9 protein-coding genes are annotated in these 12791 nt (G+C 43.0%); 8 read left to right on the forward strand and 1 reads right to left on the reverse strand.

Annotated features, from left to right (window positions below; genetic code table 11):
• The first annotated feature begins 127 nt into the window (after window positions 1-127).
• The 8 genes from tkt (at window position 128) to FM038_RS04405 (ending at window position 10433) form a co-directional block, all read left to right on the forward strand.
• Window positions 128-2122 carry a transketolase gene (gene tkt / locus FM038_RS04370; RefSeq protein WP_142872128.1) on the forward strand — a complete coding sequence of 665 codons (1995 nt, stop codon included), beginning with the start codon at window positions 128-130 and terminating at the stop codon, window positions 2120-2122.
• Window positions 2123-2477: 355 nt separating this feature from the next.
• The gene (gene epd / locus FM038_RS04375; RefSeq protein WP_142872129.1) at window positions 2478-3500 is read left to right on the forward strand and encodes an erythrose-4-phosphate dehydrogenase; all 1023 of its coding nucleotides are present in this window, start codon (window positions 2478-2480) and stop codon (window positions 3498-3500) included.
• A 174-nt stretch (window positions 3501-3674) separates the two neighbouring features.
• On the forward strand, window positions 3675-4850 hold the full coding sequence (locus tag FM038_RS04380) for a phosphoglycerate kinase (RefSeq protein ID WP_142872130.1): 1176 nt from the start codon (window positions 3675-3677) through the stop codon (window positions 4848-4850).
• Between the two features lie 220 nt (window positions 4851-5070).
• On the forward strand, window positions 5071-6135 hold the full coding sequence (gene fba, locus FM038_RS04385) for a class II fructose-bisphosphate aldolase (RefSeq protein WP_142872131.1): 1065 nt from the start codon (window positions 5071-5073) through the stop codon (window positions 6133-6135).
• A gap of 240 nt (window positions 6136-6375) precedes the next feature.
• Window positions 6376-7116, forward strand: coding sequence for a DUF481 domain-containing protein (locus tag FM038_RS04390; protein ID WP_142872132.1), 741 nt, complete (start codon window positions 6376-6378; stop codon window positions 7114-7116).
• Window positions 7117-7330: 214 nt separating this feature from the next.
• The gene (locus FM038_RS04395; protein WP_223292999.1) at window positions 7331-8104 is read left to right on the forward strand and encodes a winged helix-turn-helix domain-containing protein; all 774 of its coding nucleotides are present in this window, start codon (window positions 7331-7333) and stop codon (window positions 8102-8104) included.
• Window positions 8097-8621, forward strand: coding sequence for a hypothetical protein (locus FM038_RS04400; RefSeq protein ID WP_142872133.1), 525 nt, complete (start codon window positions 8097-8099; stop codon window positions 8619-8621). The genes FM038_RS04395 and FM038_RS04400 overlap by 8 nt, the downstream gene beginning before the upstream one ends.
• Window positions 8622-9047: 426 nt before the next feature.
• Complete coding sequence (locus FM038_RS04405; RefSeq protein ID WP_142872134.1) at window positions 9048-10433, forward strand: hypothetical protein; 1386 nt, start codon at window positions 9048-9050, stop codon at window positions 10431-10433.
• A 43-nt stretch (window positions 10434-10476) separates the two neighbouring features.
• Here the strand turns inward: FM038_RS04405 and FM038_RS04410 are convergent, their stop codons facing one another.
• The gene (locus FM038_RS04410) at window positions 10477-12678 is read right to left on the reverse strand and encodes a PAS domain-containing protein (RefSeq protein WP_142872135.1); all 2202 of its coding nucleotides are present in this window, start codon (window positions 12676-12678) and stop codon (window positions 10477-10479) included.
• Between the last annotated feature and the right edge of the window lie 113 nt (window positions 12679-12791).

Consider the following 12791-nt stretch of genomic DNA (forward strand, 5'->3'; position numbering starts at 1 on the left):
TTTGCGTCCATGGGTTATGTGGGCGAAAATATGGCTCCAAAATTTGCAGTAGAGCATCGGTTTCGATTTAAGTGCTAATTTATATGGTACTCGATGCTTTATACCTCAAAACCAAGCAGGAGAGAGCATGTCATCTCGTAAAGAACTCGCTAACGCAATCCGTGCATTAACCATGGATGCCGTTCAAAAAGCCAATTCTGGTCACCCAGGTGCACCAATGGGGATGGCCGATATCGCTGAAGTGCTTTGGAATGACTTCCTTAAGCACAACCCAAATAACCCAGAGTGGGTTGATCGTGACCGTTTCGTCTTATCAAACGGCCATGGCTCTATGCTTATATACTCTTTGCTTCATCTGACAGGCTATGCACTGCCTATCGAAGAGCTGCAAAACTTCCGTCAGCTGCACTCTAAGACACCTGGCCACCCTGAATATGGTTACACTCCGGGTGTTGAAACGACCACAGGGCCACTTGGCGCTGGTATCAGTAACGCTGTAGGTATGGCAATTGCTGAGAAGACATTAGCGGCTCAGTTCAACCAGCCTGGTTACGACATCGTCGATCACTTCACCTACTGTTTCTTGGGTGATGGTTGTTTGATGGAAGGCATCTCACACGAAGCCTGTTCTTTAGCGGGAACCTTAGGCCTTGGTAAGCTCATCATGTTCTGGGATGACAATGGCATCTCTATCGATGGTCACGTCGAAGGTTGGTTCACCGATGATACACCTAAGCGTTTCGAATCATACGGCTGGCATGTTGTTGCTAACGTAGACGGTCATGATAGCGCTGCTATCCGTGCGGCTATCGAAGAAGCTAAGTCTGTTACTGACAAGCCTACAATGATCTGTTGCAAGACGACTATTGGTTTTGGTTCTCCTAACAAGTCTGGTACTCATAACTGCCACGGTGCACCACTGGGTGATGCCGAGATCACAGCAACCCGTGAATTCTTGGGTTGGGAGCATGGTGCTTTCGAGATCCCTGAAAATGTATACGCAGGTTGGGATGCAAAAGATGCTGGTGCGACGAATGAAGCCAGCTGGAATGACAAGTTTGCCGCTTATGAAGCTGCATTCCCTGAACTTGCTGCAGAATATAAGCGCCGCGTGATCACTGGCGATCTTCCTGCTGATTTTGAAGAGAAAGCTCAAGCTTTCATTCAAGAGTGTCAAGACAAGGCTGAAGGCATTGCTAGCCGTAAGGCATCTCAAAATGCTATCGGTGCATTTGGTGCTATCTTACCTGAAATGTTAGGTGGCTCTGCCGACCTCGCAGGTTCTAACCTGACGCTTTGGTCTGGTTCTAAAGGTATTCAAGATGATCCAGCCGGTAACTACATCTATTACGGTGTACGTGAATTCGGTATGAGCGGTATCATGAATGGTGCATCACTTCACGGTGGTTTCATCAACTATGGTGCAACCTTCATGATGTTTATGGAGTATGCGCGTAACGCGGTACGTATGTCTGCGCTTATGGGTATTCAAAACGTCTGGGTTTACACTCATGACTCAATCGGTCAAGGTGAAGATGGTCCGACTCACCAACCAGTAGAGCAACTTGCTAACTTGCGTATGACTCCAAACATGACAGTTTGGCGTCCATGTGATGCGGCTGAAACTGCGGTTTCTTGGAAGTCTGCTATTCAGCGTCGTGATGCGCCTACGTCACTTATCTTCAGTCGTCAGGGTCTTAAGGCTCAGGCTCGTACTGCAGAGCAGTTAGCTAACGTCGCTAAAGGTGGTTACACCTTAATCGATTGTGCTGGCACACCAGATTTGATCCTGATTGCTACCGGTTCTGAAGTTCAGCTGGCTGTCGATTCAGCTGCTGCATTGACTGAGCAAGGTAAGAAGGTACGTGTTGTATCTATGCCTTCTACTAACGAGTTCGATAAGCAAGATGCGGCTTATAAAGAATCTGTGCTACCAAGTTCAGTGACCAAGCGTGTTGCAATTGAAGCGGCTCATGTCGATTTCTGGCACAAGTATATTGGCTTCGGCGGCGCTGTTGTCGGCATGACTACCTTCGGTGAGTCAGCCCCTGGTGCTGATTTGTTGAAGCACTTTGGCTTCACTGTTGAGAACGTTGTTGCTGTTGCGAACAAGTTAGCTTAATAGATCTGCTTTGCATTTCTATTTTATGCCACGCTGTGGCGTTATCTAGTTTGTGATGAGTCTAACGGCTTACTTCATATGGCATGTTTAGCCATAAATAATGAAGTAGGCCGTTGTTCCATCAAAAATAGCAGTTTAAAACTGTTTATGAGATAAACATTGCTAATCAAATAGATTGGCCATTTATCACGTTTCATTGATTTTCATTGGTTAATCCAATATCGGTTAGCCTAATGTTTAGTGAACCATGATAAGTGAAATTTTTTGTTGGTAATAAACTTGAAGAGATACTTGATGAGAGGGTGATCAGGTGTTATCAATACCCACAGTTTCTTTATAGGATGATAATCGCGAAATGATCAGAGTTGCAATCAATGGTTATGGCCGTATAGGTCGCTCAATTCTTCGTGCTGTCTATGAGTCAGGTAAGCGAGATCAGATTCAAATAGTCGCTATCAATGAATTAGCTAAACCTGAAGCAATTCTTCATCTCACCAAATATGACACAACCCATGGCCGCTTTCAGTCTCAAGTCGAATTGACTATTAGTGACGACTGCCTGCAAATCGGCGATGACTCGATTCGCTTGTTACACGAGCCTGATGCTAGCAAGCTCCCCTGGGGAGAGCTCGACATAGATATCGTCTATGAGGCGACTGGGGTGTTATCCGATAGAGCCAGCTGTGAGGCTCACATCCATGCGGGGGCTAAGCAGGTACTCATCAGCCACCCCTCTTCGAGTGATGTGGATGCGACAATTGTCTATGGGGTGAATCATGAACTGTTACAGGCTGAACACACTGTTGTGTCCAATGCATCCTGTACTACAAATTGTATTGTGCCTGTCATCGAAGTGTTAGATAAACACTTTACCGTTAAGAGCGGTGCTATCACGACCATACATTCTGCAATGAACGATCAACAGGTGATCGATGCCTATCATGATGATCTGCGCCGTACTCGAGCCGCCGGTCAATCGATTATCCCTGTCGATACTAAGCTTGCCCGAGGTATCGAACGAATTTTACCGCAGATGAAAGACAAGTTTGAAGCTATCTCAGTACGCGTGCCAACGATAAATGTGACCGCTATCGATGTATCGGTGACCTTACAATCTCGGGTAGACATTGAGCTTGTAAATCAGGTGCTTCGAGATTCAGCAAAAGGGCTGTATAAGGGCATTCTAGGCTATACTAATGAGCCGTTAGTCTCCTGTGACTTTAACCACGATCCCCGCTCTAGTATTGTCGATGGAACCCAGACTCGGGTTAGCGATGGCCACTTAGTGAAGTTACTTTTGTGGTGTGACAACGAATGGGGCTTCGCCAATCGAATGCTCGATACCAGTTTAGAGATGATAAAGGCGAAAAGAGCCTAAAAAAGGTCATAGGTACGAGGTAAAGCAGGTTCTAGGAAATAAAACCTAGTACCTAGCGTCTAGTTCCTAGAACCTTATTCATATTTTTCTGATGGCTTGGTGTCCTGTCCCGGCGGTCAGAGTGAAAAATTTTGATTTTGTAAATTTAATTTTTAACTTTAAAAGGAAACACAAATGGCGATTATTAATATGTCAGCGTTAGAGCTACAAGGTAAGCGTGTGCTTATCCGTGAAGATCTAAACGTACCAGTGAGTGAAGGCGTTGTGACTAGTGATGCACGTCTACGTGCTGCATTACCCACTATCAAGCTGGCGCTTGAGAAAGGGGCTGCCGTGATGGTGATGTCTCATCTTGGTCGCCCTACTGAGGGTGAATATAACGCAGACTTCTCTCTACAGCCTGTTGTCGATTATCTGACTAAAGCACTAGATTGCCCTGTACGTTTGGCTAAAGACTACCTAGATGGTGTTGAAGCTAATGTCGGTGAAGTTGTGGTATTTGAAAACGTGCGTTTCAATATCGGCGAAAAGAAAAATGATGAGGCATTAGCTAAGAAGCTAGCGGCCCTTTGTGATGTCTATGTTATGGATGCCTTCGGTACTGCGCATCGCGCTCAGGCTTCGACTCATGGTGTCGGTCTACATGCGGCGATTGCTTGTGCTGGCCCTCTGCTAGCAGGTGAGCTAGAAGCGCTGGGTAAGGCGATGGATAATCCTGCACGCCCACTTGTGGCGATTGTTGGTGGCTCAAAAGTGTCGACTAAGCTGACAGTATTAGAAAGCTTATCAACGATTGTTGATCAGTTGGTTGTTGGTGGGGGTATTGCCAATACTTTCATTGCGGCAGCGGGTCATGAAGTGGGTAAATCTTTGTATGAAGCCGACCTTATTGATGAAGCAAAACGCCTTGTAGCAAATGCTCAAAGTCGTGGCGGCGATATCCCTGTGCCTACCGATGTGGTTGTGGCTAGTGAGTTTAGTCCAACAGCAGTTGCGACACTGAAAGATGTAAGTGAAGTGACTAAGGACGATATGATTTTTGATATCGGTCCGGATAGCAGCGACGCCCTGGCTGAGATCATTAAAAATGCCGGCACAATAGTCTGGAATGGTCCTGTAGGTGTATTCGAGTTCGATCAGTTTGGTGAGGGTACGAAACGTATCGCCCAGGCTATCGCAGACTCAGATGCTTTCTCTATTGCTGGTGGTGGTGATACGTTAGCGGCCGTCGATAAATATGGTATTGCAGATAAAATTTCTTATATTTCGACTGGTGGTGGTGCTTTCCTCGAATTTCTCGAAGGAAAAGAACTTCCGGCCGTAGCTATGTTAGAATCTCGCGGAAAATAACAAACATAGACTGATTTAGAGATAAATAGCGCTCTTAAAATTATAAATAACCTCTAAATCAGCAATAAAAAGAAACCGTGCTTTGGTTACGTTCGATGTTGAGACTTAGGTCTGAGTATTGTGTTTGACCAAGGCATATAAAAATCAATCCAAACGATAGTGACCTCGGTGAGGAGTTTATTTAATCGATGAGCTTATCACCCTATTATTGGAGTAAAAAATGGCTTTAATTTCCCTACGACAAATGCTTGATCATGCTGCAGAACATGACTATGGCGTACCCGCTTTCAATGTAAATAATCTTGAGCAGATGCGCGCAATTATGCAAGCAGCTGAAGCGACAGACAGTCCTGTGATTGTTCAGGCCTCAGCTGGCGCACGTAAATATGCTCGTCCTCAGTTTCTTAAGTATCTGATGGCGGCAGCGCTTGAGCAATATCCAGATATCCCAGTGTGTATTCACCAAGATCACGGTACCGACCCTGATATTTGTCAGCGTTCTATCCAGCTTGGTATGTCATCAGTGATGATGGACGGCTCTTTGATGGCAGATGGTAAGACACCTGCATCATATGATTACAACGTCGATGTTACGCGTAAAACCGTTGCTTTTGCACATGCTTGTGGTGTGTCAGTTGAAGGTGAAATTGGTTGTCTTGGCAGTCTTGAAACTGGTGAAGCTGGTGAAGAAGATGGTATCGGTGCTGCTGGTATCCTGACTATGGATCAGATGCTAACGACACCAGAAGAAGCGGCGCGTTTTGTTGCTGATACCCATGTAGATGCTTTGGCAATCGCGATTGGTACCAGTCACGGTGCTTATAAGTTTAGCCGTAAGCCTACCGGTGATGTACTTCGTATCGACCGTATCAAGGAAATTCATGCCCGTATTCCTAACACTCACTTAGTGATGCACGGTTCTTCATCTGTGCCTCAGGAGTGGCTGAAGATCATTAACCAGTACGGTGGTGAAATGCCTGAAACATACGGTGTTCCTCTAGAGGAGATCGTCGAAGGTATTAAGCACGGCGTTCGTAAGGTTAATATCGATACCGATCTGCGTTTAGCATCTACCGGTGCAGTGCGTAAGTTCCTTGCCGAAAACCCAAGTGAATTTGATCCACGAAAATTCCTTAAGGCTTCGATGGAAGCTATGGCTGATATCTGTACCACACGTTATGAAGCATTTGGCGCTGCAGGTATGGGTTCTAAGATCAAGCCTAAGTCGCTACAAGCCATGTATAAGGCTTATCAATCTGGTGAGTTAGATCCACAGATTAAGTAACTGCTAGTTGAGTTTTAATGTCAAAATGCCCGCATTAAGTGGGCATTTTTGTATCTGCTTATAAAATTATTTTTTAATACCCATTGGGATAATCACACTTAGCGTATTTTCTAGTGGCTGTAATTTATTGCTGGCTCTATAACAGATGGGGTTAACTTGTATCACGATTTTCAATTCTGTTTTGTCAGTGTTAATATTGCGCCGATTTTAAGGGATTTGATCTTTCGGAGTAGTATAAAAATGAATAAATTGCTAATAGCGTCTGCTATTTTAATGGTGGCACCTTTTGCTGCTCAAGCCGGTGCAGACTTTGTTGAAGGCGATAAGATCTTTGGTGGTGATGCCGAGTTAGGGGCAACACTGACCACAGGAAATACAGAGACGACATCGATAAAGGGTCGTCTCGATATGAAGCATGAACTAGGTAATTGGGAGAACCAGTACCTATTAGAAGCTTTGTATAAAGAAGATACTGGCGAAATTACAGGTAAGCGTTATTACGGTTTGATCCAAGCCGATTATCAGTTTAGTGCTGTTAACTATATGTTTTTTAATGCCAACCATGAGATAGACCCTTTCACAGGTTTTGATTCAAAATCTACGGTATCTTCTGGTTACGGCCATAAGTTTATTGATGATGGTAGAACACTGTTCAATGTCGAGATTGGTCCTGGTTATCAGTTTAAGCAATTAGACGATGAGAGTGCTTTGGCTGCAGGTTATGATACCGAAGACAGTTGGGTTGCTCATGGCGTTGCTAATTTTGAAACAGAGATCACCGACAGCTCTAAATTTAAGCAGATGTTTGTAGCCGACTATGGTGATTCTTTAGAAGGGCGTTCTGAAACCTCAGTTACAGCGAATATCATTGGCGCATTAGCGATGAAGTTTGCGGTTATTGTACGTTACAACAGTGCGCCACTCGATGATAAGAAAAGCACAGATACAGAAACAAATATGACACTGCTTTACGCATTCTAATCGCGCTAGCATTGCTAGAAAAAGGCGTCATGATGACGCTTTTTTTATGTAAAAAAATTAACTCGAAAGTTAACCACTTCCCTACATACGCTTCAATTTGTAACTACGTTTTGTTCATAACTATCAACTGCTTGTGTGCGCTCTGTCACGATTAACTCTTTTACTAATACTGAAGCTATTGTGATCACAGACTAGTCTGGTAGGAATAGATACAATGATTAGCCATAAAATAGGTAAGAGTATATTAAGTATGCAAATTGGTTGCTGTTGGTTTGATATCAATCAATCAACACTATCAAATCAGTCGAACGACACCAGCTGGAAAATGGCTAAGGTGGAGTTTGCTGTACTCGAACTATTAGTACGGTTTAGAGATCAGGTGCTATCAAAAGAGCAACTTCTACAACAAATTCCCCAAGAGCATAGAACACAAGCAAAACTGCAGGAAGCGATCGAAAGACTCAGGTTTTTTTTGGGCGAGGAGTCTGCTCAGTTGTTAGAGGCTATCGATGACCAAGGTTTCATTTTGCATACCAGAATGAAGTCATCTGTAAAACGAACTATCTCGGGCCCTCTGGCTAGCATGACAAAGCAGAAATATGGGCTGTTAATTGCTCAGCTTGTGCTGTTAATAATCCTTATCCACTCATTTTTCGACCCTTCAGAGTCGATTAAGCCTGTTAATGAACATCAGATTGTGACCTCTTCAGGCATAGTTTCTTATTATCCGGTATCTAATTCTGGGGAACCAGCTGGTGAACTTGAGAATTTATCTCGATTTTTTGTGCAGCAGATTGAGGCTTGTGAGCGTGTATTATGGGACGATATTTTTGTGTCACTCACTCATAATCAGCGGGTGATCAGCATAGTGCTAAAACGAGAAGTTAAGGGTAAAACCGAGGTGAAAAATGTTAAAGGCATTTCACCGGATACCAGCAAAGGTTATATCGATCAGACATGGCTAAAAAGGAGTGGTATCTGTGGCTAATCGTGCCTCAAGAAACACCTATGGGTTTAATACTTGGCCAATACTGCTTAGCCTCTTTACCGCCGCTATATTGATCTCAGGATTTCATTATTATCAATTAAGTGAAGATGGCATTGATCTCGTGTGTGAAGGTAGCTCATATGGAGAAGATGCTGCTGATGATTTGGATTTACTGCTTTCACTTGAGACTGAATCTCAACTGGTATCCTTGGATTATCAGTTTTTTCGTCAAGATAAGCTATTAGGAAAGATCACATTTAGAGGGACATTCGATACTCTTGATGTTGCAAGCATGACATATAAGCTACTGATCTCTGAAGGTGACTTTCAGATTGGATTTGGTCAGAAATCGATTCCAGCACATATGGCATCAATCATTGATGGGGCTAAACGGGGCTTAGAGCATTCAAAGACTGCGAGTCTAGATCTGCATATAATAGATATGGATAGTGGAAAAGGTTACGCTGTTATTCAGTTCAACCCTGGCAATGGCATCTGGATCTGCGATCTCGATTAATTCTGTGAACCAGCTGCTAGTAAATAAAAAGCCAACAGCGATCTTATAATATGGTTCTTCTGCCCTCTTTTCTGGGAAGGTATTAGCTCTACATATAGTTGTAGGCTATACTTAATCTTCAACATCCTATTAATATTTAACTACTTTATCTAAATATTCCTCTATATTTCACGGCGTCAAAAGTTGTTCTATTATCTACTTTCAACGCATTTTGTTAGATAGATTGCTGGCCAGGACATGCTATGTTGTACTTGAACATTCGCCGCTATTAATTGTTACCCATATCAATGATATAAAATGCAACTCAACAAGGTGAGTATCAAGAAGTCGTAGGCTGTTGCTAACCCGTCTACCATCGAGCTGGACGTTAATATGTGCTCAGTGTTTGCTGATCCATTCATTGCACCTAAAGGAATTTGGAGCTAAGTGCCAAAAATTAGAGTCAAGCAGGAAGAGTCACTCTCTATTAAGTTTATCCATCAGATGAAGGTTGGTGATAATCGACGTCTGGATCTGTATTTTTTTCTTCCAAAAGAGATGGGCATAGGCCCGCAAAGCTTAAATGAAGAGGAATACTATCATTCGGCGATCACTGGTCGACGTTCATATTATTCTAGCGGTTTACATCTTCCCTTAGTCCAGAGTCGATTTGCTAGCCAAAAGAAGCGAACGGTTGAGGAGTTTAGGCTGTATCTGAATTTATTTGCTTATCAGTTCGCGGTTGCTATTGAGACTGACAGTAAAGAGCTAGCTCAAATAGAAGATCCGGAAGCTTTTTTCTCTGCGCTAAATGCTCTGTGCGAACTTGTGAGCCAGTTGCTGAAGAAGTTTCGCCGTAATGAGCCGAGCGATCCTAAATGGAAGTCATATTTTGAGAATGCCGATAATTACCTCTCTTGGTTTTGCGAGCAAAGATTATTAAAACTACTCTCAAGAGCACCAAGGAGTAGTGACTATAGCGAAATGTTAGATAGCGCTATCGCCCTTTGCCGCGCTGAGAATGACCATAGAAAGCTTAAGCGCTATAACTCGCAACAGACAAAAGATGATCCAAACAGGATCTCTAATAAAATGTTGCTCCTAAGGCGGATAATACAGCAAGGGGTTGTATTGAAAGAGGAGATGAAGACCTTAGGGATAGGGCTAAAGAAGATGACGACTGGCTTTGCGACCGCAATGGTGATGTTGGTTGTCTCAGCCTTAATCATCAAGGCTCAGGGTGTGTTTAGCGGGTTGACCATTGCCTTAGTACTCACCCTGGCTGTGATTTATGGCTTTCGGGAAATTTTTAAGGAAGATATACGTAATGCCCTGTGGCGATTCATTCAAAAGGGGAGACCCAAATGGAGCAGAATACTCAGAGATACCAATAGTCAGACACCTATAGCTAAGCAGTTTATTTGGTTGGATTTTATGAAAACTGTCGAGCTACCTGATAAGGTTTCAGAGATCCTAAAAAGGCGGCACAGACAAAATAAAATAGATGCAGAGGTATTGCACTATGGTATCCATACACGGGTTACTCAGAATGAATTTTTGACGGGTTATACCAGTATACAGGAGCAAGTTAACTTTAGTTTAGCGCCATTTGCCCGTCACCTTGAACGCGGAAAAGCAAAAATATACAAAGAACAAGATGGTAAGATAAGTAATGATTCTGTCGAACGCAGGTATCAAATTAATCTGATCTTAGCCTTAAAAGACGGCAAAGATCAGATGCAATATGCGCGTTACAAGATAACCATGAATCGCTCAGCAATTATTGATGTTAGCCAAAGTGAGTTACCTGAAGGCATAGAAGCAATAGCATAAAAACCTAGGCTCTAAAAACTAGGACCTAGGCACTTTCTCAGCTCTATCGTGTAAATGCCTGACAGATGTTTTGCTCACCTATCTGTTTTGCTCGTTTAAGTGCAACCTCAGCATTACTTAGGTACTGCTCAAGATTTTGCCCTTTTTGGAAAGCAGCGATCCCCATACAGATCCCTTCCCCTAATCCCATGTCGTTGAGACTTGCCAAAGACTTGATTGCAAAATGGTGTGCCTGATCTGCATCGGTATCTGGCAAGATGAATATCAGTTTACCAAGCTGCCAGTGTGACATTTGATAAGTTGCAGGAAGCTCCCTGAGCAGTAATATCTCTACCTCTTTTTGTCGGCTTTCAAGCTGACCAATATCGCTCATATGGCTGAGCATATTTTCTGCGGTGATATCTAGCAGTAATAGACTAGAGTGAGACTTGCTACTTTGTTTGAGTGAGTCAAAATAACTTTCTAGATCTCTAAAGTTGACTAAAATAGTCGAGCGATGAGGAACCAGTACTCCAGAGTCATCATGGCTATTCTTAATCGTTGCTTGTTCGAAAGTGCAGACGATGTAATCTAACTCTCCAGATGTATCTGTATGGCCTTTCAGTGTGGCCTGCAAGCAAGCATTTGTACTACTAGCACATAAGACCTGCCCTCTCCAGGTGCCTTGAAGCTGAATGAGCTGAGAGATTTGTGTCCATTTACTGCCTAAATCATCAGGCAGAGTTTCTATTAAACTCGTACAACCTGCTTTAAGCTGTATCTGCTGTTCAAATGCCGGATTAGCACGAATAATAGAACCATCAGCCTGGATCAATGCAGTGGCAACAGCACTGTCCGTTAAGGCTTTACTTAAGTAAGCTTCTTTTTGCGCATTTTTAAGTGCACTAACATCTTCAAAGGTGATCAATAAATACACTTCACGATCATCTTTCGATGCTTCAGTTTTTATATGGGCTATCAGTTTAGGCTGAGTTTCTGACTCCATATTTAACTCACCCTTCCACTCATTTTTTTGTTGAAGTTGGCTGGTTATACGAGAGTACTCATCATCTTCTAATTGTAAAATACGCTGTAAACTACGATCAAACAGCTCATCTTTAGGGGTTGCTAATTGTTGTGCAGCTAACGCGTTGGCGGCAATCACCCGGCTATTATGATTAACAATAATTGCCCCAGTTTCTCGATGAAAAAGCCGGTTTGTTAATTCGATACTGAATGCACGAGAACGCTGCTCTAAACGATAAAAATGGCTGAGTAAGATGAGCAGTGAGGCCAACAGAGTCAGCATGGTGGCACAGCCAATAAGAATTACTCGCCATTGAGAAAAATTAGCGGCAATATCATCATTGCGTACATAGGAGACGAGAAAGTATTCTCGTCTGGTTTCATATTGAGTGGTGAGTTCAACCTTTAAGTAGACAAAAGTTGCATTATCCCCATGGAATTGACCAAAGTTACTCATTGCCATTTTTCGCCATAATGCAGGATAACTTTGCTTTAGGCTGCCACCCATAGTATCGGGTATACGCTTAAGCGAGTCCCTAGAATCGACTCCGGTATATAATAAACCTTGTGTATCTAGCATCAAGAGCGGCGATTGCGACGTTGAGTAGGCTGGATTAATACTCTTGAGCATCTTGGACATGGAATTATAGGTGACCAAATATCCCCTGACACTCTGATCTGGATTCTCTAGCCAGGCAAGCTGGTAAAGGTAAGGTTCAAGTTTGCCATTAACGGGACTAAATTCTAGAGGCGAGGTATAAATTTCGTTACCCCCCATGTTCCTTGAACCGCCGAGAAGAGAAGGGGGAAGTGGTTCATGACCGAAATTATCACTGGTGGCAAATTTAAAATTACCCTGTGGATCAAATAATGCGATATCGAGTAATTCAGGGATATTACTGGTGATTATATTCCAATTATTTTCCAGTTTATCCTGTCTTACAGCACTTGGAACATCGAGATAACGCCTAAGCAGCTCTGATCTGGCAAACATCTGAGTGCGAAACTGCTGAAACGAGACCTTATCAGCGATTAAAGTACCTACCGTCTGTAACTCACTGTACCTTTGTGTTGCCCAGTCTTCCTGCAGTCGACGTTCACCTAAGGTGATAATGACATTACTGAATAATACAACACTGATAATCAAGATGAAAATCTGAGTCGCTACAGAGATTAAGCGTTGATTTGACCAATGAATATCTTGGGCAGCTATAAGAGGTGATAGTTTTCGGGTCAACATCGAGGTAATAATTGTCGTTTGTTTTATGGACAAGTATATTAACATAAATCAAATGTACGAACACTGATCGTTACATGAATATAACCTCATATTTGTTCTTGCTAATTCCAAAT

It is taken from the genome of Shewanella eurypsychrophilus (assembly GCF_007004545.3).
Classification (GTDB): Bacteria; Pseudomonadota; Gammaproteobacteria; order Enterobacterales; family Shewanellaceae; genus Shewanella; species Shewanella eurypsychrophilus.